This window comes from Streptomyces sp. NBC_00210 (genome assembly GCF_045160975.1).
Classification (GTDB): Bacteria; Actinomycetota; Actinomycetes; order Streptomycetales; family Streptomycetaceae; genus Streptomyces.
Genome location: NZ_CP108120.1, coordinates 3306189 through 3326150, shown reverse-complemented (window position 1 = coordinate 3326150; position 19962 = coordinate 3306189). Strand labels below are relative to the sequence as shown.

23 protein-coding genes and 1 pseudogene are annotated in these 19962 nt (G+C 68.2%); 13 read left to right on the top strand and 11 right to left on the bottom strand.

Annotated elements, in window-relative coordinates; translation table 11 throughout:
• The first annotated feature begins 11 nt into the window (after positions 1 to 11).
• From OG729_RS14940 to OG729_RS14915, 6 genes are all read left to right on the top strand, one after another.
• Positions 12 to 1376, top strand: coding sequence for a glutamate decarboxylase (locus OG729_RS14940; protein ID WP_360878322.1), 1365 nt, complete (start codon positions 12 to 14; stop codon positions 1374 to 1376).
• Positions 1301 to 1888, top strand: a complete 588-nt coding sequence (locus OG729_RS14935) for a helix-turn-helix domain-containing protein (RefSeq protein WP_405806486.1) — start codon at positions 1301 to 1303, stop codon at positions 1886 to 1888. The genes OG729_RS14940 and OG729_RS14935 overlap by 76 nt, the downstream gene beginning before the upstream one ends.
• A gap of 404 nt (positions 1889 to 2292) precedes the next feature.
• Positions 2293 to 3267: a GNAT family N-acetyltransferase gene (locus tag OG729_RS14930; RefSeq protein WP_405806485.1), complete on the top strand. Its 975-nt coding sequence runs from the start codon at positions 2293 to 2295 to the stop codon at positions 3265 to 3267.
• Between the two features lie 333 nt (positions 3268 to 3600).
• The gene (locus OG729_RS14925; RefSeq protein WP_405806484.1) at positions 3601 to 4023 is read left to right on the top strand and encodes a hypothetical protein; all 423 of its coding nucleotides are present in this window, start codon (positions 3601 to 3603) and stop codon (positions 4021 to 4023) included.
• Entirely contained in the window at positions 4020 to 5804 is a 1785-nt protein-coding gene (locus OG729_RS14920) for an alpha/beta hydrolase (RefSeq protein ID WP_405806482.1), read from the top strand. Before OG729_RS14925 ends, OG729_RS14920 begins: the two co-directional genes overlap by 4 nt.
• The gene (locus OG729_RS14915; RefSeq protein WP_360878334.1) at positions 5804 to 6364 is read left to right on the top strand and encodes a hypothetical protein; all 561 of its coding nucleotides are present in this window, start codon (positions 5804 to 5806) and stop codon (positions 6362 to 6364) included. The genes OG729_RS14920 and OG729_RS14915 overlap by 1 nt, the downstream gene beginning before the upstream one ends.
• Before the next feature lie 255 nt (positions 6365 to 6619).
• On the opposite strand, the pseudogene OG729_RS14910 reads toward OG729_RS14915, so the two are convergent.
• Together OG729_RS14910 and OG729_RS14905 are read right to left on the bottom strand one after the other, a co-directional pair.
• Positions 6620 to 6725, bottom strand: a pseudogene (locus OG729_RS14910) (peptide-methionine (S)-S-oxide reductase); the annotation flags it as partial.
• 25 nt (positions 6726 to 6750) lie between these two features.
• The gene (locus tag OG729_RS14905) at positions 6751 to 7065 is read right to left on the bottom strand and encodes a hypothetical protein (RefSeq protein WP_405806481.1); all 315 of its coding nucleotides are present in this window, start codon (positions 7063 to 7065) and stop codon (positions 6751 to 6753) included.
• A gap of 588 nt (positions 7066 to 7653) precedes the next feature.
• On the opposite strand from OG729_RS14905, the gene OG729_RS14900 reads away from it, so the two are divergent.
• Entirely contained in the window at positions 7654 to 7785 is a 132-nt protein-coding gene (locus tag OG729_RS14900) for a hypothetical protein (RefSeq protein WP_405806479.1), read from the top strand.
• Between the two features lie 92 nt (positions 7786 to 7877).
• The gene (locus tag OG729_RS14895; protein ID WP_405806478.1) at positions 7878 to 8651 is read left to right on the top strand and encodes a polysaccharide deacetylase family protein; all 774 of its coding nucleotides are present in this window, start codon (positions 7878 to 7880) and stop codon (positions 8649 to 8651) included.
• 417 nt (positions 8652 to 9068) lie between these two features.
• Here the strand turns inward: OG729_RS14895 and OG729_RS14890 are convergent, their stop codons facing one another.
• The 3 genes from OG729_RS14890 to OG729_RS14880 form a co-directional block, all read right to left on the bottom strand.
• A complete protein-coding gene (locus tag OG729_RS14890) occupies positions 9069 to 9275 on the bottom strand; it encodes a hypothetical protein (RefSeq protein ID WP_405806476.1) in 207 nt (68 codons plus the stop codon).
• Between the two features lie 124 nt (positions 9276 to 9399).
• Entirely contained in the window at positions 9400 to 10065 is a 666-nt protein-coding gene (gene msrA / locus OG729_RS14885; protein WP_405806475.1) for a peptide-methionine (S)-S-oxide reductase MsrA, read from the bottom strand.
• A gap of 88 nt (positions 10066 to 10153) precedes the next feature.
• The gene (locus OG729_RS14880) at positions 10154 to 11257 is read right to left on the bottom strand and encodes a hypothetical protein (RefSeq protein WP_405806473.1); all 1104 of its coding nucleotides are present in this window, start codon (positions 11255 to 11257) and stop codon (positions 10154 to 10156) included.
• Positions 11258 to 11337: 80 nt separating this feature from the next.
• Here OG729_RS14880 and OG729_RS14875 point away from each other — a divergent pair, with 80 nt between their 5' ends.
• Positions 11338 to 12492, top strand: coding sequence for a cystathionine gamma-synthase (locus tag OG729_RS14875; RefSeq protein WP_360878350.1), 1155 nt, complete (start codon positions 11338 to 11340; stop codon positions 12490 to 12492).
• Between the two features lie 260 nt (positions 12493 to 12752).
• On the opposite strand, the gene OG729_RS14870 is transcribed toward OG729_RS14875, so the two are convergent.
• The 4 genes from OG729_RS14870 to OG729_RS14855 form a co-directional block, all read right to left on the bottom strand.
• Positions 12753 to 12944: a DUF1059 domain-containing protein gene (locus OG729_RS14870; protein WP_360878353.1), complete on the bottom strand. Its 192-nt coding sequence runs from the start codon at positions 12942 to 12944 to the stop codon at positions 12753 to 12755.
• 75 nt (positions 12945 to 13019) lie between these two features.
• Positions 13020 to 13271 (bottom strand): hypothetical protein, encoded by a 252-nt coding sequence (locus OG729_RS14865; RefSeq protein WP_405806471.1) that lies wholly within the window; start codon positions 13269 to 13271, stop codon positions 13020 to 13022.
• A 34-nt stretch (positions 13272 to 13305) separates the two neighbouring features.
• Entirely contained in the window at positions 13306 to 13782 is a 477-nt protein-coding gene (locus OG729_RS14860; RefSeq protein WP_405806470.1) for a sigma factor-like helix-turn-helix DNA-binding protein, read from the bottom strand.
• A gap of 32 nt (positions 13783 to 13814) precedes the next feature.
• Positions 13815 to 14327: a MarR family transcriptional regulator gene (locus OG729_RS14855; RefSeq protein ID WP_360878362.1), complete on the bottom strand. Its 513-nt coding sequence runs from the start codon at positions 14325 to 14327 to the stop codon at positions 13815 to 13817.
• A 178-nt stretch (positions 14328 to 14505) separates the two neighbouring features.
• On the opposite strand from OG729_RS14855, the gene ilvA reads away from it, so the two are divergent.
• From ilvA to OG729_RS14840, 3 genes are all read left to right on the top strand, one after another.
• The gene (ilvA, locus tag OG729_RS14850) at positions 14506 to 15735 is read left to right on the top strand and encodes a threonine ammonia-lyase (RefSeq protein ID WP_360878365.1); all 1230 of its coding nucleotides are present in this window, start codon (positions 14506 to 14508) and stop codon (positions 15733 to 15735) included.
• 232 nt (positions 15736 to 15967) lie between these two features.
• A complete protein-coding gene (locus OG729_RS14845) occupies positions 15968 to 16987 on the top strand; it encodes an ATP-binding cassette domain-containing protein (RefSeq protein ID WP_360878368.1) in 1020 nt (339 codons plus the stop codon).
• Positions 16984 to 17844: an ABC transporter permease gene (locus tag OG729_RS14840; RefSeq protein ID WP_360878371.1), complete on the top strand. Its 861-nt coding sequence runs from the start codon at positions 16984 to 16986 to the stop codon at positions 17842 to 17844. Before OG729_RS14845 ends, OG729_RS14840 begins: the two co-directional genes overlap by 4 nt.
• A 53-nt stretch (positions 17845 to 17897) precedes the next feature.
• Here the strand turns inward: OG729_RS14840 and OG729_RS14835 are convergent, their stop codons facing one another.
• Complete coding sequence (locus OG729_RS14835; protein WP_405806469.1) at positions 17898 to 18617, bottom strand: response regulator transcription factor; 720 nt, start codon at positions 18615 to 18617, stop codon at positions 17898 to 17900.
• A gap of 273 nt (positions 18618 to 18890) precedes the next feature.
• Here OG729_RS14835 and OG729_RS14830 point away from each other — a divergent pair, with 273 nt between their 5' ends.
• The gene (locus OG729_RS14830; RefSeq protein ID WP_405806467.1) at positions 18891 to 19262 is read left to right on the top strand and encodes a hypothetical protein; all 372 of its coding nucleotides are present in this window, start codon (positions 18891 to 18893) and stop codon (positions 19260 to 19262) included.
• A gap of 94 nt (positions 19263 to 19356) precedes the next feature.
• Here OG729_RS14830 and greA read toward each other — a convergent pair whose 3' ends face one another.
• On the bottom strand, positions 19357 to 19854 hold the full coding sequence (gene greA / locus OG729_RS14825) for a transcription elongation factor GreA (protein ID WP_360878381.1): 498 nt from the start codon (positions 19852 to 19854) through the stop codon (positions 19357 to 19359).
• Positions 19855 to 19962 lie beyond the last annotated feature (108 nt).

The window sequence follows — 19962 nt, the reverse complement described above, 5'->3', positions numbered from 1 at the left end:
TGAATCGTCGTATGACTAAGCGCGACGACGCGGCCCTGTTCGGCAACCGATTTTTGACCGAGCCCGCTCCCTCGGAGACTTTCCCCGAGGAAGGCATGGCCGCGACGGACGCAATGAGGCTCGTGGATGTGGATCTCGCCATGGAGGGCGACCCGCAACGCAACCTGGCCACGTTTGTCACTACTTGGATGGAGCCGGAGGCGCAACGGCTCATTGCCGAGAACCTCCACCGCAATTTTATCGACCACGCGGAGTACCCCATTTCCGCCGAGATCGAGCAGCGTTGCGTGCGCATGCTCGCCGATCTCTTCCACGCGCCCGGCAGGACGACCGGATGTCGGACCCAGGGCTCGTCCGAGGCGATCATGCTCGGCGCGCTGTCGCTGAAGTGGAAGTGGCGCGAGCGCCGTCAGGCGGCAAACCTGTCGATCGATCGGCCCAACTTGATTTTCGGCGGGGACGTCCACGTCGTGTGGGAAAAGTTCTGCCGCTACTTCGACGTCGAGCCGCGGATCGTGCCGCTTGCAGAGGGCAAGTACACGATCGGCCCGGAGGACGTGGAGCCCCATCTCGACGAGAACACAATCGGCGTCGTCGCCGTCCTCGGCACCACGTTCACCGGCCACAAGGACGACGTCGTCGGGATCGACAAGCTCCTGCGAGACGTCCGTAAAGAGCGGGACCTCGACATCCCGATCCACGTCGACGGCGCCAGCGGCGCATTCGTGTGGCCCTTCCTCTACCCGGACTCGAAATGGGACTTCCGGCTCGAGCAGGTCCGTTCGATCAATGTCTCGGGACACAAGTACGGCCTGGTTTACCCCGGCATCGGCTGGCTGGTCTTCCGTGAGGAGTCCGACCTGGCCAAGAACCTCGTGTTCTACGAGAACTATTTGGGCAAGACCGACGCGACGTTCACGCTGAACTTCTCCACCGGCGCGTCGATGGTGCTCGCGCAGTACTACAACTTCGTGCGGCTCGGTCGCCAGGGCTACACCTACGTCATGAAGGTGATGCAGGAGAACGCCCATGCGTTGGCGGACAACCTGCGTAGCAGCGGCCGCTTCGAAGTGATCGGCAGCGACCTTGAGCAGTTGCCCTTGGTCGCTTTCCGTCTCGCCGGCAAGCACCCCTACGACGAGTCGGACGTCGCCTGGCAGCTCTCGGCCGAGCGCGGCTGGATGGTGCCGGCGTACACCCTCCCGCCCAACGCGGAGCGGGTGAAGATCATGCGTGCCCTGGTCAAGGAGACCCTGAGCCGCGAGCAGATCGACCGCCTGAGCCAGGACATTGTCGACGCGTGTCGCACTTTGGACGACAAGGGTGCGACTCACGGGATCGAGCGGGCCCAGGTCAAGCGCGGTACCGGCTACTGACGCCCCGCCGCCCCCTGGAGGCGGCCGAGCGGTTCCGGCAGGGCGACGAGAACACGGTCATCGCTCACGACCTGCGGGTCAGCGTCCGGTCGGTACAGCGTTGGCGCAAGGCTTGGTCGCAGGACGGGCCGAGAGCCCTGGCCTCGAAGGGCCCGGCATCGCTGGCGCTGCTCAGCGACGAACTGTTCGCCGTGCTGGAGCGTGAGCCGGCCAAGGGGCCGGTGGCACGGGTGGCCGGACCAGACGTGGACCCTGTCGCGGATCAAGACGCTGATCGGGCGCCGCTTTCACAGGAGCTACACCGTGCAAGGGGTGGCCGCCCTGGCCTGGTACAAGGCCGGCGAGTCCTCGCGGCTGATCTACCGGCCCTGCCCGGACGCCCGGCCCGATGGGCGCAGAAGCTTCTCCTGGAAGGTCCTATGCACCCGACCTCAACCCGGTCGAGGGCATCTGGTCCGTCCCGCGACGCACCACCGTGGCCAATCGTGCCTTCGCCGACCCCGATGACTTGATCACTGCCGTCCGACGCGGCCTCCGCCAGCTCCAGTACCGCCACGACGTCCTCGACGGCTGCCTCACCGGCACCGGCCTCCGACACCAGCCACCATGACGACATCACGCATTCAAGGTCCGTAGGAACGGTGACGGGCTCCAAATAGTTCGCTGGGCGAACTTGTCGACGGCGGTGATAACCATGGCGGGGCGAGGCGGTAGAGCAGGCACAGTCGGCGCTCCTCCGGCTCCTCGGAGGCCCCCGGCGGACCGCGGCCCAGCGGGTCGTCGATCGGCAGGAAGACGGCCGCCCGGTTGTCGGGGAACGCGGCCGCTCGATCCTTGAGGTACCGCCGGACCTGTCGCTTCGCCCGCGGCGCACGTCCGTGGTGCGATGGAACTGGGGGCGGAAAGGAGAGCGATCATGCCCGCAGCGAAGCGAACGAGTGTCGCCGCCCCGGTGTCGGTCCGCCCGCTGGTTGAGCCGGACCTGGATCGGGCCGACGAGATCTTCAGGGTCGCCTTCGGGACCTTCCTCGGGGCTCCTGAGCCGGAGACGTTCTTCGGGACCGCCGACTATGTCCGCACCCGCTGGGCGGCAGATCCACACGCGGCCTTCGCAGCGACAGTCGAGGGCGAGGTCGTCGGATCGAACTTCGCCGCCAACTGGGGCAGCGTCGGGTTCTTCGGCCCGCTGACCGTACGTCCGGATCTGTGGGACAAGGGCATCGGCAGGCGCCTCATGGAACCGGTCATGGCCTGCTTCGACACCTGGGAGAACCGCCACCTCGGCCTGTTCACCTTCTCGCACAGTCCCAAGCACCTCGAGCTCTACCGCCGGTACGGTTTCTGGCCCCGATTCCTTACAGCCATCATGAAGAAACAGGTCGCCGTCAGTGCCGCAGTCCCCGGCCGAGTGCTGTACGGCGAGCTGACCGCCGCTGAGCGGCCCGACGCACTGAGCCTCAGTCGCGCACTGACGGGGGCCGTGTACGAGGGCCTGAGCTTGGAGCGCGAGATCATGGCCACACAGGCGCAGGGGCTCGGTGACACCGTCCTCCTCGAGGGCGCCGACTCCGACCTCGACGGTCTGGCTGTCTGCCACTGCGGAGCGGGGTCGGAGGCCGGTGAGGACGTGTGCTTCGTCAAATTCGGCGCCGTACGCCCTGGCCCGGACGCCGCGGACCGGTTCGAACGACTGCTGAATGCGTGCGAGCAGCTGGCCACCGAGAAGGGACTGGGGCAACTGGACGCCGGAATGAACCTGGCCCGCCAGGATGCCTACCGGCGCATGGTCGACCGTGGTTTCCGTACCTGGCTGCAAGGCGTGACCATGCACAAGCCCAACGAACCTGGCTACAGCCACCCAGACGCCTACGTGATCGACGACTGGCGCTGAGTCCACCGCCATACTCGGCTTCGGGGAAGACCCGATGCCGTCAGGAGACGACTGACACCAGGACTCCACGCTGAACGACCTGCCGCTGACCGCCCGTCACCGTTCCTACTGACCTTGAATGCGTGACGTCATGGTGGCTGGCGTCGGAGGCCGGTGCCGGTGAGGCAGCCGTCGAGGACGTCGTGGCGGTACTGGAGCTGGCTGCCGGTAGTCACCCCCATCGCATCGTCCTCACCCATCACAAGGAGTGGCTTACTCCGCCGTGTTCGACGGAACCAGTCCTGTCCGTTAGGTTCGCGAGAGTATTTGTCCGCTTACCACGGGGGAGGGCGCATGGCGCTCAACGAGAAATGGGGAGAGCTGTTCGGCAACGACAGCCCTAGCTCCGGCACTTCAATGGCCCTGGCCTCGGCCGATGCGCCCGGCGGCTGGCGCGACAACGGCGCTCCCGATCTCAAGGCCAGCGGCGGCCCCTGGACTACGGCCTCCGGCGTCGCCGACGCGCTGCACACCTCCTCTGCCTCCGCGCTGACCGACCTGGAGACTGCCGCCAAGGTCGAGGCGAAGAACACCGAGGGCCTGGACAGCACCAAGGCGATGGACGAGGTCCTCGGTTCCTGGAAGGTGCGTCTCACCGCCGTACGCGACGAGTGTCAGCGCCTCGAGGGCTCTCTCAAGAGCGCGGGCAAGGAGTTCGGCGAGCGGGAGATCGCGACCCGGAAGAAGTTCGAGGGCAGGACCGGGGCACCGAAGTGATCACCTGGCAGCAGCTGGAGAAGCTCAATCTCAAGGAGTACCAGGACGCGGCGGACGGGTGGGGCAAGGTCTCCAGCCGCGCCAATTCCGCCAAGGACCGTGTCGACAACGAGATGCTCGGCAAGCTCCGCGAGACCCAGAAGGGCAAGACCGCTGACGCCGCCATCGGCGACCTGACCCGGCTCAGTCGCAACTACCAGTACATCCACACCGAGTGCGGACTGATCCGTACCGCCCTGAACGGACTCGCCGCCGAACTCGCCGGCCCGCAAAAGAAGCTCAAGGATGCGCTGGCGGATGCCCCCAAGACCTTCACGGTGAAGCCCGACGGCTCCGTCGAGTATCCCGTCTCTTCCCTCATAGTGCCTGCCTCGGGGACGGGCACCGCCAACCCCGGAGCCCCCATCCCGCTCCTCCCCGGCAAGGCCGAAGGCGGCGGCGACGCCAACAAGGCCCTGGCCGAGCAGATCGCCGAGGACATAGCTGCGGCGCTCCGGGAAGCCAACGAGATCGACGGCCGGTACGCGGGCGTCCTGCGCAAACTCAAGATCCCGGACGGGGTCAAGGGCCTCGACATCACCGACGCGATGTTCGCCGATGCCGCCAACGACACCAAGGACCTGCAGAAGGCGTCCAGGTACCGCGAGGAATCGGAGATCCCGAAGGGCAAGTCCCCGACCGAGAATGCCGCGTGGTGGAACAAGTTGTCGCAGGAAGAGCGAGACGAGTACGCCACCATGTACCCGGCCTCCATAGGCGCCCTTGACGGCATCCCCTCCGCCGTCCGGGATGACGCCAACCGCATGGTCCTGGCCGAAACCCGCGCCCAGACCCAACTGGACCTCAACGCAATCGGCCCGGAACCGGAAAAGTACCTCAAGCACCCCAGCCACGGTCGCACTTACAGAAACCCGGCCTGGACCGAATGGTCCGAAAAGCGCGCCCCGTACGTCGCAAAATTGGCGGGCATGGACGCGATCCAGAAGCGATTCGACGCCCCGCCCTCCGAGAAGCTCCCCCAGGCGTTCCTTCTCGGCTTCGACGAGAAGGGCACCGGCCGCGCGATCATCGCCAATGGCAACCCGGACACGGCGACCAACACGGCCGTGTACGTCCCGGGCACGACCTCCAAACTGGAGAGCATCGGCGGGGACATCAACCGGATGACCGAGCTGTGGCGAGCGAGCAACGCCGCGGCCCCGGGCGAGACCACGTCGACCATCACCTGGCTCGGCTACGACGCCCCGCAGAGCATCGTCCCCGAGGCGATGGAGAAGGACTGGGCGTACAACGGCTCACCGAAGCTCAACAACTTCATGGACGGCCTGGAGACAGCCCAGGGCGGCGCCGACAAGAGCCACACAACCGTCATCGGCCACAGCTACGGCTCCACGGTCGTCGGCGACGCCTCCAACAAGGGCGACCTCTCCGCCGACGACATCGTGGTAGCGGGCAGCCCCGGCATGATGGTTGGTGACGCGGACGACCTCGACGCGCCCAAGGGCCACGTATGGTCCGAGGCCGCCTGGAACGACCCGGTACCGGCAGGCGGCAAGGTTGCCGGGCTCGGCGGCTACAAGTGGGGCGTCGAGACCTGGAACGGCATCCCTTTCAACGCGGGGTACGTCCAGACGGTGCCCTCCGACGAGGCGTTCGGTGCACACCGCATGGACGTCGATACCAGCGGGCACAGCGACTATTGGAATCGTGGCTCGCAGAGCCTGAAGAACCAGGCTGCCGTCGTCGTCGGCAACTACAACCGCGTGGAAGAGGACGATTAGTGACACGCATCAGCAGCAGGGGCGGCGCGCGGCGCGCGGTCGGCGCCCTCACCTCCGCGCTCGCCCTGGCGACCATTGCGACGGGATGCTCGAAAGACATGGACGATCTCGGCTACACACCCACCACGCTCGCCGTCGAAGACGCCCGGGCGAAGACCAAGTCCGTCTCCAGCCAGATCTTCGACATGATCGGCCTCAAGCAAGCGAAGACGACAGAACCTGGACCGGGCATCTCCACCTGCGAGGAGGACCCGGAGCACCTCTTCCTCTCCCGCCACCCGTGGTCGCTCTACGGCGTCTCGGACGAACAGCTGAAACAGGGCTTCCAGCGCCTCAAGGAGAACCTTCCCAAGCAGGGCTGGAAGATTGTCGAGTACGGCCCGAACAAGAGCGCAGCCAAGACCCTGGAACTGACGGCGGACTCAGAGAAGGAACGCTTCTCGGTCAACGCAGAACTACACATCGGCGGCTCGTCCGCGGAACAGCCTCTGATCCTGGTGAATGTGGTCTCCGGCTGCTACAAGGCACCCGAGGGCACGGATCTCAACGGGGTCTACTGAGTCAACCGCTCCCGCTGAACTACAGCTCACCGATGGTTCACGCGTTTTCCCTCCGGCTTCGGGCGCGGGACGTGCTTCCGGGGCGGCGTTCGGGCAAGGCTGGGGCCGGCCGATCCGGTGCACAATGGTCGGCCCCGCTTGGCGGCCCGCCCTGGGGCCCGACCACCCCGACACCGCGCTGCGGCTCGGCAACCTCGCCATGTTCCGCCACATGCTGCAGACGAAAGTGTGGATGCGGGACCAGCCGCTATGTGATCAGCCTTCGGCGGGCGTGACGCCGATCGGGCAGGAGACGCCCGTCCCGCCATACCGCAGCACCCGCCGGGTTCTTGTTCAAGTACTGCTGGTGGCCCAGCTCGCTTGCACCGTTGCTTCCTTGACCCAAGTCAGGCGACCGGACGCGTCTCGCAGCGCTGCGGGGGGTGGCCGATGTCCCGCTTCCACCACTGGCCATCCGCGTCGCGGAAACCGAAGGTGATCACAAGCCTCATGCCCGGCGTGGGTGAAAGTGGTACGCCCCCTGCAACGAGCAGTTGTACACGCGACGTCAGAGATTCTCCAGGCTGCAAGATGCACGCCTCTGCAGTGTTATGCGAGATGTTCGGATTGAGGCGCCAGGTTGCTTCTGGATCTGCCGCTGCTGCGCGCACACTGAGCAGGTCCACATCGGCGATCGCGGTTGGTGCACCGTTGGTGATCATTACGTCAATGGTTGTGCTACTAGACCAGGAGGTTGAAGCCGTGACCAGGGATGCACGGCCCGCGGCCGAGCGTGCCTGTACGGCTGCGGCTTCCCGTTCTGCCTTGAGCGCCCTGCGATGTGGGACAAGGAATGCCGCGACCGCGACCAGGAGTGCTGCCAGTGTGCTGCCCATTGTCCACGCCTCACCCATGGCTCGCTCCTGACGTTAGACCTCTGTTCCGTCGATTCTGAGTGCCACACTCGTTGCCTGGTTGGACCCTGGTGAGCGAGACCGCCGCACCGTGTCACAGCATGCTGTTCTCAGGATGCCCCGGTCGGGGGCCACATAGGGCTGCCGCCGCGAGATAGGCGGCAGTCTCGGCGTCGTCCGGAAATTTGCGCCGCTGATGCGATGCCCGAGGCTGTAGTCGAGTCGCTTCGCCTCAAGGGCCTTTGCCTCACGTACAGCTCGAAAGGTACTGCTGGTGTCATAGCCCCGCTTTGTTGCTGGGGAGCCAAAGCCGCGCCGGTCGAGGGTGAGTGTCGCGTTCATTGGCCTTCCGCCAGGCGCTGGACTGTCCACCAACGCGGTGCTTCGTTGTCGGGGATGTCCGGGGAGGCTGAGTGGAACGACACCCGCACCATGGCCGCCGCCCTGAGAACGGGCCAACTGGCCCGGTTCTGGCCGCTGCCGGCCGAGTTGTCCGCGAACTTCCCCGAGATTGTCCGTGATCGGTAACGGACGCATCCCATGGCCGCCGCCCTTCGTCCTGCCGGGTGGTCGCAATGTGACCGGGGATCGGCGAGGGACTGGGCGAAAGCGGGGCGGACATGGCACGGCACGGTGGTGGGCGGGGCTGGTACGGCAAGCTGGTCGGGGCGGCGCTCGGGGTGACGGTGCTCGCCACCGGTGCCTCGGTGTGGACGGCGCAGGCCGGTACCGTGGGCGGCTCGTCGCCCAAGGCGGCCGCGTCGGCGACGCCGGGCAGTGACGTCAAGCAGGTCGCGGTGACCATCGCGCACGCCTCGGACAAGGGGACGCGCGGCGTCAACATCACCATCGACGACGGCCCCGACCCTGTGTGGACCCCTCAAGTGCTGGACGTGCTGCGGGAGTACGGGGTGAAGGCCACGTTCTGCATGGTGGGGATGCAGGCGCAGGCCCATCCGGACCTCGTGAAGCAGGTGGTCGCGGCCGGGCACCGGCTGTGCAACCACTCGTTGTCGCACGACACCACCATGGACAAGAAGTCCCAGGCCTACCAGTCGCAGCAGATACGCGACGCCGAACGCCTGATCACCGAGGCGTCAGGAGGAGTACGGCCGATGTACTACCGGGCGCCCGGCGGGGCCTTCACCCCTCACAGCCGCAAGCTCGCCGCCTCCCGGGGGATGCGCCCGCTGGGCTGGAACGTGGACACCAAGGACTTCGAACGACCGGGCACGGACGCCATCGTCGCCACCGTCGAGCGAGAGCTGCACAACGGGCCGACGCTCCTCTTCCACGACGCGGGAGGCGACCGTTCCCAGACCGTCGAGGCCCTGCGCCGGATCCTCCCCTGGCTCAAGGAGCAGGGCTACTCCTGCGGCTTCCCGGTGCGTTGAGCGGCCCTGGTCGGTCCTAGCGTTCGAGGTCCCGGCCCCGCCGCGAGCGCCACCCGCAGCCCGGCGCCGGGCAGCTCAGCGGCGTCGAGCCCACAGCGTGCCCTACAGGGTGCACGACCACGGTCAGTGGCAGTCGAAGCGCCAGTCCCACGGGAGGCATGGGCACTGGCGGCAATGGAAGAAGTAGACGCCACCGCAGTCGCCCAACTGAATGTCGCCGGTGATGGTCAGAAGGTGGTCCATACAGTGTCCGCTCTCGCAGTCCGGCCACTCGGCAGGCTGCGTCCAGGCGGGCCAGCCGCCGACCTTCGTCCCGATGATGTTGGAGTCGGATGGCCACCTGGAGCCGCCCGTCGGAAACCGGGGTGACTGCTCTCGCTTGACCAGGGTGGGGGTTCTCGCTGCGCTGTCGGCTGCTCAGCGCTCGGCGAAGCGAGGCTCCGGCCATGCAGTGATCGGCTCGCTGGACGCCGAGTAGATCTCCAAGAGCGAGAGATATCCGTCCTTCGCGAAGACCATGACCCCGGCGTCCTCCGGCACGGCGTACCAGGCATCCGCAGCCGGATTGCCGCGCGTCGGAGCTGGCGGCGCTGCGGCGCGGTCCACCGCCAGGTCGACCGTCACACGGCCGCAACCGCACCTGTCCGCCACCTGCGTATGCGGAATCTGAGCGCGCAGGGCACTGCTCACCGGATCCGAGCCGGTCAGCAGCGCCTTCAACGTCGCCGTCGCCTGCTGCGAGAGGGGCTCAGCCGTCCGCCTTCGCGACGCCGATCGGGCAGGAGACGCCCGTCCCGCCGATACCGCAGTACCCCGCCGGGTTCTTGTCCAAGTACTGCTGGTGGTATCCCTCGGCAGGGAAGAACGGGCGCCCCTCCGCCGGCAGCAGCTCCGTCGTGATCGTCCCGTACCCCGAGCCCGTCAGGACCCCCTGATACGCCTCCCGCGAAGCCTGTGCCGCCGCGGCCTGGGAGTCCGAGTGGGTGTAGATCGCCGAGCGGTACTGCGTGCCCACGTCGTTGCCCTGCCTGAAGCCCTGCGTCGGGTTGTGGGACTCCCAGAACAGCTTCAGCAGCGACTCGTACGAGACGATCTTCGGGTCGAATACGACCCGCACCGCCTCCGTGTGGCCCGTCAGGCCCGAGCAGACCTCCTCGTACGACGGGTTCTCGGTGTAGCCGCCCTGGTAGCCGACCAGCGTCGTCCAGACGCCGTCCGTCTGCCAGAACTTGCGCTCCGCGCCCCAGAAGCAGCCCAGGCCGAAGTCCGCCACCTCCAGGCCTTCCGGGTACGGGCCCAGCAGCGGGTTGCCCAGGACCGTGTGGCGGTCGGGGACGGTGAATTCGGGGGTCGGGCGGCCGCGCAGGGCCTGGTCGGGGGTGGGGAGCTCGGGGGTGCGGCGGGACAGGAACATGCGGGGCTCCTCAGGTGGTCGATGCCTTCAGCACAACGTCCGGGGGCGGTCCAGGATTCCGTCGGCCTCCGCCCGGACAGCGCCCGGCTCAGTGCGGCAGCGTCGCCGGGCTGCCGCCGTTCGCCTCGTAGCCCGCGACCGCGAGGTTCCGGTGGATCGTGTACGTCGCCGCCGGGTCCTCGCTCATGGTCCACGGCAGCGCGCCGACGTGGCCGTCCACGTGGACCAGCTGGTTCATCGCCTCGGCCCAGCGTTCCGAGCGGACCAGGAAGAGGATCAGCAGATGGCGTACATGCGCCAGCATCGGGTCGTCCGGGCGGGCCGCGTGGACCGCGAAGAGGGCGCCCTCCATCGCCTTCGTCACCACCGCGCTGCGGTAGAAGCCCTGTACCAGGTTGACCTCGGGCAGATGCTCGTACACCGCGAAGAGCGGCAGCGCGGCGAGCAGTGAGCCCTGCGGGGCGCGGGCCGCGGCCGTCGTCGCGAAGTGGTCGGCCTCCTCGCGCGAGCCGTGCCACTTCTCGCACCAGTAGTGCAGCGCGGCCAGGTACGCGCCCATGTGCTCCGGCGCGCGGTCGATGATCTTCGCCCACACCTGGTCGAACTGCTCGTGCGAGTAGCCGAGGCCGCGCGCGACGGCGAGTTCCACGATGTACGGAATCGGGTCGCCGGGCGCGAGCAGTGCCGCCTCGCCGCAGGCCGCACGCGCCTCCTCCAGGATGATCCGGAAGTCGTCGGTCCCTGCCGCGGAGGAACGCCATGCCTGCTGCACAAGGAACTCGGCGAAGACGGCCGCGCCGCCCGCGTCCTTGGGGGAGTCCAGCCGCCAGGCGCGCAGCCACGCGCCGCCGACTCCCGGTTGCTGCTGGAGCTCCAGCGATGCGGCCCCGGCGAAGGCCTGTACGCGCTGCCAGCGCACCTCGCCCTCCCGCGAGGTGCCCGCGAGCAGCTGCGAGGCGGCCCGCCAGTCCTGGGTGCGCTGGACGACGTCGAGTACGTCGAGGAGGTCCTGGTCAGGTCCCGGGAGCCGGATGTCCTGCTCCTCCTGGCGCAGGAATCCGTACGTGTCCGGGTCGGCGGCATCGGGCGAGCCCGGCGCGACCAGGTGGATGCCCGAACGTCGGCGCAGTACAAAAGGACCGATGACGGCTGTCAGCATGCACAGCGCGATCAGGAACCAGAGAATCTCCATGAATCCATTGTCCCGGACCGCACCGGAGGGGCTTCGGGCCGGTCCGCGCGGAAGCCCGGCTCGGGACTACGCTCGGGCTCATGAGCGATCACCACAACCTGCACAGCTTCGAAACCCGCGCCATCCACGCGGGCAACACCGCCGACCCGCTGACCGGCGCGGTCGTCCCGCCCATCTACCAGGTGTCCACCTACAAGCAGGACGGTGTGGGCGGACTGCGCGGCGGCTATGAGTACAGCCGCAGCGCCAACCCGACGCGTACCGCGCTCGAGGAGAACCTCGCGGCGCTGGAGGGCGGCCGTCGCGGGCTCGCCTTCGCGTCCGGACTCGCGGCGGAGGACTGCCTGCTGCGTACGCTGCTCGAGCCCGGCGATCACGTGGTGATTCCGAACGACGCGTACGGCGGCACCTTCCGCCTCTTCGCCAAGGTTGTCTCGCGCTGGGGCGTCGAATGGTCGGTCGCCAACACCTCCGACCCGGCGTCGGTACGGGCCGCCCTCACCCCGAAGACCAAGGTCATCTGGGTCGAGACCCCGTCCAACCCGCTCCTCGGCATCACCGACATCGCCGCCGTCGCTGAGATCGCCCGGGGCGCGGGCGCGCGGCTCGTCGTGGACAACACCTTCGCGAGCCCCTACCTCCAGCAGCCGATCGCGCTCGGCGCGGACATCGTCGTGCACTCGCTGACCAAGTACATGGGCGGGCACTCGGACGTCGTCGGCGGTGCGCTGATCGCGGCGGACGCGGCGGTCGGCGAGGAACTGGCATACCACCAGAATGCGATGGGTGCGGTCGCGGGCCCGTTCGACGCATGGCTGGTACTGCGCGGCATCAAGACGCTGCCCGTCCGGATGGACCGGCACAGCGAGAACGCCACCCGGGTCGCCGAGATGCTCACCCGCCACCCCAAGGTCACCCAGGTCCTCTACCCGGGCCTGCCGGACCACCCGGGCCACGAGACCGCCGCGAAGCAGATGAAGCACTTCGGCGGCATGGTCTCGTTCCGCGTCACGGGTGGGGAGGAGGCCGCGGTCGAGGTCTGCAACCGCGCGAAGCTCTTCACGCTGGGTGAGTCCCTGGGCGGCGTCGAGTCGCTGATCGAGCACCCCGGACGGATGACGCACGCCTCGGTGGCGGGCTCCGCCCTGGAGGTTCCGGCGGACCTGGTGCGCGTGTCGGTGGGCATCGAGGCCGGGGATGATCTGCTGGCCGACCTGCAGCAGGCGCTCGGCTAGGGAGACGGACGACGGCTCGCCGCGTCAGGGCCGGGTTGGGGTCCGGGGCCCGGGTCCTGCGGAGGGACCCGGCCCGGGCGCACAGCCGACGGTGCCGGCCGACGGTTGCGGCCGACGGTTGCGGCGTAGGAGTGTCGACCGAGGCCGCCTGCCTCGTCGCGGGCCACGCCCACCCGGTCATCGCACACCCGGTCATCGGCCCACGCCCGCCCCACCAAGTGCCAAGGGCCAAGCCCCGGGCCCTGAGCGTCAGGCGCGCATCAGGCGCTGACCTTCTCGTCCTCAAGGAGTTCACGGATCTGCGAGCGCAGCTCCAGGCTGTCCGCGTGCCCGTGGACCGAGACCGCGTGCTCCGACGCGGCCGTTACGACTTCCTCCTCCTCGCCGCTGATCGTCAGCGAGCAGTTCATGTCACTCGGGAACTTGCGGCAGTCGGCGATCTTTCTCGTCATCACGATCTCCTCGGCTCGATCTGTACGCCGCCTTCTCCAGGGTAAATCTGTACAGATCGTGCAATACGGGCGGGATTACCAGCCCTCAAGTGGAGGCGTCGTATTCGTAGGCGGCGTCACCCACGGCTCTGCCAGCACGGCCCAGATCGCGAACGCGATCGCCGCCGCTGCCAGCAGCAGCCATGCCGCACGGCGCACCGCCCGATGGCGGCGCAGCAGCCGGGTGCCCTGCGCGGCGGCGCGCGCGGCCAGGTCCGCGGGGACCTGTGGATGGCGGGTCTCCAGCATCCGGCGGACCTCGTCCTCCTTGCGGTCTCGGGGGCTCATGTCGCCGCCTCGGCCTGAGTCCGCGGGCGGGGGCTCATGTCGCCGCCTCCGCCGGAGCGCGCGGCGGCCTCGGCGGCGGCGTGCTGCGCATCGCCGCGATCGCGCGGGTGCAGATCGCCCGGACCCGCTCCACCGGCAGCCCGATCAGCGCCGCCGTCTGCTCCTCCGCCACCCCCTCGTACAGGCGCAGCACCAGAATCAGCCGCTCCTGCGGGGTCAGGCGGTCGAGCACCCCGCCGCGCACCCGGTGGTAGCGCCAGGCGCTGCGCGCGAAGCGGGCGGCGAGCTCCTGGCGGGTGCGTTCGTACGGATCCTCGCCGCGCAGCCGGTCCCACTCCGCGTACGTATGGGCAAGCGCGGCGGTCAGCAGCTGCTGGGCGTGCGGGTTGACGCCGGGCGGCTCGGCGGTCAGCAGTGTGGCGGCGTGCAGCAGCCGGCCGGCCGCGCCCGCGACGAACGCCTCGAACTCCCGGGCCCGGCGACGCCTTTGTGCCGTCTGCCGCTCGCTCACGTCCTCATATAGGAGCAGATGCGCCACCCAGGTCAAGAGGTCGGCGGCGTCTCCGTGTCCACGGGAGGCAGGCCGGCCTGGCGGGCGGAGAGCGCAGTGTTGAAACGGGTGAGCAGAGTGCAGAACGACTCCCGCTCCGTCTCCGTCCAGCCGTCCGTCACCTGGGCCATCAGCTCGCGCCGCGAGGAGCGGACCTCTTCGAGTCTGGCCTGGCCGCGCGGGGACAGCTGGAGTACGACGGCGCGGCCGTCCTCCGGATGCGAGGTGCGCTTGACCAGGCCGGTGTCGACGAGCGGCGCGACCTGGCGGGTGACGGTCGAAGAGTCGATGCCCATGCCCGCCGCAAGAGCCTTGACGCCCATCGGGCCTTCCTTGTCGAGCCTGTTGAGCAGCAGATATGCGGCACGGTCCATGGAGTTGCGGACCTGGCCGACCCCGCCGAGCCGGGTCTGTTCCGCGCGGCGTGCGAAGACGGCAACCTGGTGCTGGAGGGCATCGAGGAGGCCGGGGTCGAGATGAGTCGTCATGTCCTGAGAGGTGGGCATGGCCAGGGGGCTCTCTCGTGCGGTGGTCGGTTGGTGGGGGACAGAGTACGCGGCCTTCACGCGGTGCGTACCAGGGCTGCACAAACCAGTGAGGCAGCGAGGGATCGGGGCGGCCGCAGGGAAGAGGGGCCCGGCATCCGGGCGGCCGCCCGGCCGGTGAGCTGCGAGACTTGACGTCATGAGCTTCAGTACGTCTGGCCCCTTGCACCCCGTCATCCTCGACGACATCCGGGGGGCGCAGAAGATGCTCTCGGGAGTCGCGAGAACCACGCCGATGGAGGGCAGCAGGCATCTGTCGCAGCTGGTGGGCGCGCCCGTCCACCTCAAGTGCGAGAACCTGCAGCGCACCGGTTCGTTCAAGCTGCGCGGCGCGTACGTGCGGATCGCCGGGCTCTCGCCGGAGGAGCGGGCGGCCGGGGTCGTCGCCGCCTCCGCCGGCAACCACGCGCAGGGCGTGGCGCTGGCCTCCTCGCTCCTCGGCGTGCGCTCCACGGTGTTCATGCCCATGGGGGCGCCGCTGCCGAAGGTCGCCGCGACGAGGGAGTACGGCGCCGAGGTGAAGCTGCACGGCCAGGTCATCGACGAGACCCTGGCCGCCGCGCAGGAGTACGCGCACGACACGGGCGCGGTCTTCATCCACCCCTTCGACCACCCCGACATCATCGCCGGGCAGGGCACGGTGGGCCTGGAGATCCTGGAGCAGTGCCCGGAGGTGCGGACGATCGTCATCGGGGTCGGCGGCGGCGGGCTGGTGGCCGGTATCGCGGTGGCGGTGAAGGCGCTGCGGCCGGATGTGAAGCTGGTCGGCGTGCAGGCGGAGGGCTCGGCCGCGTATCCGCCCTCGCTCAGCGCCGGGCATCCGGTCTCCATCGACGCGCCGACGACGATGGCGGACGGCATCAAGGTGGGCCGCCCCGGAGACGTTCCGTTCAAAATCATTGGCGATCTGGTGGACGAGGTCCGTACGGTCTCCGAGGACGCGCTCTCCAGTGCGCTGCTGCTCTGCCTGGAGCGGGCGAAGCTGGTGGTCGAGCCTGCGGGGGCGAGTCCGGTGGCGGCGTTGCTGAGCGAGCCGCGGTCGTTCAAGGGGCCGGTGGTGGCCCTGTTGTCGGGCGGCAATGTGGACCCGCTGCTGATGCAGCGGATCCTGCGGCACGGCATGGCGGCGGCGGGCCGTTATCTGTCGCTGCGGGTGCGTCTGACGGACCGGCCCGGGGCGCTGGCGGCACTTCTCGGCTCGTTGTCAGTGGTCGACGCTAACGTCCTTGATGTGAGTCACGTACGGACCGATCCGCGGCTCGGACTCACGGAGGTGGAGGTGGAGTTGCAGCTGGAGACGAAGGGTCCGGAGCACTGCGAGCAGGTCGCGACGGCGCTGCGCGAGGCGGGTTACACGGTCATCAGCTGACGGGGGGCTGCCCGCCGCCTCGGCTCAGCACTGCACGGTCAAGCCCCCGTTGTGTTCCAGGGGTGCTGCATACGCCATCACTCGCGACACTCTTGAGATCCCTCTTGAGAGTCGCGATGTATCGCGTTACGGTAAGGGCTCTCCACGTGCTCTCGCCGGGCGCGGAAGTTCGTTCATATCTGAGTTGTTTGTACGAAGCAACCCACTCATCTGCCACCTTGGGAGAACCCATATGCCGGGCGCCATATACGCCGAAGGCCTGGTGAAGACCTTCGGCGAGGTAAGGGCACTGGACGGCGTCGACCTCGACGTCCCCGAAGGCACGGTTCTGGGACTTCTCGGCCCCAACGGAGCCGGCAAGACCACCGCCGTGCGCGTACTGACCACTTTGCTGCAGCCCGACAGCGGCAAGGCCGTCGTCGCCGGTATCGACGTCCTGAAGCACCCGAACGAAGTCCGCCGCTGCATCGGCCTCTCCGGCCAGTTCGCCGCGGTCGACGAGTATCTGACGGGCCGTGAGAACCTCCAGATGGTCGGCCAGCTCTACCAGATGAGCGCGCGCGACGCGAAGGCGCGGGCGGTCCAGCTGCTCGACCGCTTCAACCTCGCCGACGCGGCCGACCGCCCGGCCAAGACGTACTCCGGCGGTATGCGCCGCCGGCTCGACCTGGCCGCCGCCCTGGTCGTCTCCCCGCCCGTGATGTTCATGGACGAGCCCACCACCGGGCTCGACCCGCGCAACCGGATGCAGCTGTGGGAGGTCATCCAGGAACTGGTCAGCGGCGGTACGACACTGCTGCTGACCACCCAGTACCTCGAAGAGGCCGACCACCTGGCAGACGACATCTGCGTCATCGACCACGGCAAGGTCATCGCCCGCGGCACCGCCGACCAGCTCAAGGCCCAGACGGGCGGCGAGCGCGTCGAGGTCGTCGTGCACGAGAGCGAGCAGATAGCCCCGACCCGCGAGGTGCTGCTCGGCTTCGGCAAGGGCGAGGTCGCCGTCGCCGAGCACACCCGCAAGCTCACCGTCCCGGTCACCGGAGGCGCCAAGCTGCTCGCCGAGGTCATCCGCGAACTGGACGTACGAGGCGTCGAGATCGACGACATCGGCCTGCGCCGCCCCACCCTCGACGACGTCTTCATCTCGCTCACCGGCCATGCGGCCGAGCTTGAGCAGGAGGAGAACGGCGGGCCGGCGGACGCCGCGGGTGCCAAGGACAAGAAGTCCCGGAAGGAGAGCGCGAAGTGACCACAGCTACGGAAGCCGTCAGGCCGGCGGCCCCCAGACCTCGCGGTGGTGTCGTGCAGTCGGTCAACGACTCGCTCGTCGTCGCCAAGCGCAATCTGATCCGGATGACCCGCATCCCGGAGATGATCATCTTCGGGATGATCCAGCCGATCATGTTCGTGGTGCTGTTCAGCTACGTCTTCGGTGGATCGATCAGCGTGCCCGGTAGCGGGCTCAGCGCTGCCGGCTACCGAGAGTTCCTGATGGCTGGCATCTTCGCCCAAACCGTCACTTTCGCGACGGCGGGCGCCGGTGCCGGCATCGCCGACGACATGCACAAAGGTCTCATCGATCGCTTCCGGTCGCTGCCGATGGCCCGCGGCGCGGTGCTCACCGGGCGCACGCTGGCCGACCTTGTCCAGACGGCACTGACGCTTGTGGTGCTTGCAATCGTCGCTGTCATCGTCGGCTGGCGGACCCACGAGAACTTTGGCAAGGTGCTCGCCGGCTTCGGCCTGCTGCTGCTGCTTGGGTACGCGTTCTCCTGGATCGGCGCGCTGATCGGCCTCACCGTCCGCACCCCGGAGGCGGCCACTTCCGGCGGACTGATCTGGCTGTTCCCGCTCACGTTCATCTCGAACGCCTTCGTGCCGTCCGAGAACATGCCGGCGTTCCTGCAGACCATCGCCAATTGGAACCCGTTCAGCGCCACCGTCCAGGCATGTCGGCAGCTCTTCGGTAATCTGCCGCCCCATTATCCGGTACCGGATGCCTGGCCTATGCAACATGCGGTCTGGGCTTCGCTGATCTGGTCGATCCTGATCATTGTGCTCTTCCGGACCTTGGCGGTACGCAAGTACCGCTCGGCCACGGCCTGATCATCGGCCGTGACCTGATCTCGGCTGCGGCCTGATCATCGGCCGCTGCCCGATCAGCCGGAGCAGATGACTGAGGGGCAGTGACCGCCCGGCTTACCCGCCGGGCGGTCACTGCCCCTTCTGCTGTCACCGAGTCCTGCCTGCCAGACGATGCGGGCGGCCTGCAGTCGGCTGCGGATGCCGAGCTTGGCGTAGATGTGGTGCAGATGGTCCTTGGCCGTGTCCGCACTGATCGTCAGGATCGCCGCGATCTCCGGGTTCGACAGGCCGTCGCCGGCGAGTGCGATCACCTCTCGTTCGCGCGGTGAGAGCTCGCCGAGCAGCGCCTGTGCCCTGGCCCGCTCCGCGGCCGCGCCCGTCGGCTCGGCGGGAATGTCCGCCAGGTCCCTTGCCAGCCCCGGTTCCAGGGCCAGGCCGCCGTGGGCCGCCGCGTGGACCGCCCACGGCAGATGCCTGCCCGCGGTGGTCCGGTGCAGGATGCCCGCAGCGCGGAGCCTCAGGAGCCGGCGCACGCCGTCGCCGGTGAGCCGGTCGGCGAGCAGTAATGCGGCCGGGGGCGCCGGTATTTCCGTGATGCGTTTCAACGCACCGAGTGCCGCGCCCTCTTCCGGCTGGCTCACGATCACCACATCCGGGCGGGTGCGGCACACGAGCTCGCATTCCTGGCCCGGCACTCCCTCGGCGACGACGCGATGCCGGTGGTCCGCCTCCAAAGTGGTGCGGATCTGCGCCCTTTCCAGCTGATGCCGGGCGACGAGCACGATCCTTATCACGTGAATTTCCCCCTCGTGCGAATTACGCACCCATCGTGAACATGCACGCTGGTCAGGCGCGCGCTTGACGCTACAACCGTGCCTTGATCGCCGCTCTGCCGTGGAGTGAACACCTCGTAACTGAGGGGAATTTGAGCTTTGTGCGGCGCGTGTTGAAGATCCCCTGGGTGGGGGATATTCGAGAGCTCCCCGGGACGGAGATGCTGCCTGGGACCGAAGCCGGTCGGCCGTTATCGGGCCGGCCGGCATTGCGCTGAAACCAGGGGGTTCTCAATGAACAAGACGCGCATGGGTGTTGTCGCTGCCGTGGCCTCGGCAGTGATGGCTGTGAGCACGACGCAGGCGTCGGCGGCGCCGAAGCTGGAGGCGTACACGCCCCGCATTGTGCAGGGTGTGGTCGGGGGCCAGGTGTTCTACGACGGCTACAAGAAGGTCTGCGCCTCGCTTCTGGGGCAGACGCTGTCCGGCTGGGTCCAGCTGACGCACAAGTGCGTCAAGGTCTCCCCGAACTCCTCCGGCGGCTTCAACACCACCATCAAGTGCCCGACGCGCGGCGCCTTCAAGACCTGGGTGGAGGGCACCAAGCGCAACGGCAGGGTGGATGTGAAGATGTCCGGCGGTATCTACCTCGAGTGCCGCCACTGACTACCGCGGGCAGCCGTACGCACCACGAAGCCCCCGGCACATCGACTCGCATCGAGTCGATGTGCCGGGGGCTTCGCGCTGTCCGGTGGCGGGCTCAGCCCGTGTACGGCTTGGCGTCGAGGATCTTCACCGACGCCATCCTGCCGTTCGGCAGCTCATAGTCCGCGTCCTCGCCGACCTTCTTGCCGTTCACGCCGGCCCCCAGCGGGGACTGCGGGGAGTACGTCTCGATGCTCGCGCTCGCGTACTCGCGCGAGGCCATCAGGAACGTCAGGGTGTCGTCGGCGTCGCCGTCGAAGGCGATCGTCACGACCATGCCGGGCTCGACCACGCCGTTGTCCGCGGGGGCCTCGCCGACCTTGGCCTTCTCCAGGAGCTGGGTCAGCTGGCGCACACGGAGCTCCTGCTTGCCCTGCTCCTCCTTGGCCGCGTGGTACCCGCCGTTCTCCCGCAGGTCGCCCTCCTCACGGGCCGCCTCGATCTTCTTGGCGATCTCCGTGCGCGCGGGACCAGACAGGTACTCCAGCTCGGCCTTGAGCTGGTTGTACGCCTCCTGGGTGAGCCAGGTGGCGTTCTCGCTGGTCTGGGTCACAGGTGCTCCTCGTAGGTACTGGGATACAAAGCATCGCCCTACCCAGAAGGATGTGCCTCCATGGATGGGCGAAACCACGAGCCTAACAATTTCGTGGCGGAAGGGGGA

What these genes read in the sequence shown, in the direction of transcription:
- OG729_RS14895 (WP_405806478.1), top strand. Translation starts at nt 7,878, where the DNA reads ATGGCACGGCACGGTGGTGGGCGGGGCTGGTACGGCAAGCTGGTCGGG.
- OG729_RS14870 (WP_360878353.1), bottom strand. Translation starts at nt 12,944, where the DNA reads ATGACGAGAAAGATCGCCGACTGCCGCAAGTTCCCGAGTGACATGAAC.
- OG729_RS14930 (WP_405806485.1), top strand. Translation starts at nt 2,293, where the DNA reads ATGCCCGCAGCGAAGCGAACGAGTGTCGCCGCCCCGGTGTCGGTCCGC.
- OG729_RS14855 (WP_360878362.1), bottom strand. Translation starts at nt 14,327, where the DNA reads ATGCCCACCTCTCAGGACATGACGACTCATCTCGACCCCGGCCTCCTC.
- ilvA (WP_360878365.1), top strand. Translation starts at nt 14,506, where the DNA reads ATGAGCTTCAGTACGTCTGGCCCCTTGCACCCCGTCATCCTCGACGAC.
- OG729_RS14865 (WP_405806471.1), bottom strand. Translation starts at nt 13,271, where the DNA reads ATGAGCCCCCGAGACCGCAAGGAGGACGAGGTCCGCCGGATGCTGGAG.
- OG729_RS14900 (WP_405806479.1), top strand. Translation starts at nt 7,654, where the DNA reads ATGTCCGGGGAGGCTGAGTGGAACGACACCCGCACCATGGCCGCCGCC.
- OG729_RS14940 (WP_360878322.1), top strand. Translation starts at nt 12, where the DNA reads ATGACTAAGCGCGACGACGCGGCCCTGTTCGGCAACCGATTTTTGACC.
- OG729_RS14905 (WP_405806481.1), bottom strand. Translation starts at nt 7,065, where the DNA reads ATGATCACCAACGGTGCACCAACCGCGATCGCCGATGTGGACCTGCTC.
- msrA (WP_405806475.1), bottom strand. Translation starts at nt 10,065, where the DNA reads ATGTTCCTGTCCCGCCGCACCCCCGAGCTCCCCACCCCCGACCAGGCC.
- OG729_RS14880 (WP_405806473.1), bottom strand. Translation starts at nt 11,257, where the DNA reads ATGGAGATTCTCTGGTTCCTGATCGCGCTGTGCATGCTGACAGCCGTC.
- OG729_RS14830 (WP_405806467.1), top strand. Translation starts at nt 18,891, where the DNA reads ATGAACAAGACGCGCATGGGTGTTGTCGCTGCCGTGGCCTCGGCAGTG.
- OG729_RS14925 (WP_405806484.1), top strand. Translation starts at nt 3,601, where the DNA reads ATGGCGCTCAACGAGAAATGGGGAGAGCTGTTCGGCAACGACAGCCCT.
- OG729_RS14845 (WP_360878368.1), top strand. Translation starts at nt 15,968, where the DNA reads ATGCCGGGCGCCATATACGCCGAAGGCCTGGTGAAGACCTTCGGCGAG.
- OG729_RS14875 (WP_360878350.1), top strand. Translation starts at nt 11,338, where the DNA reads ATGAGCGATCACCACAACCTGCACAGCTTCGAAACCCGCGCCATCCAC.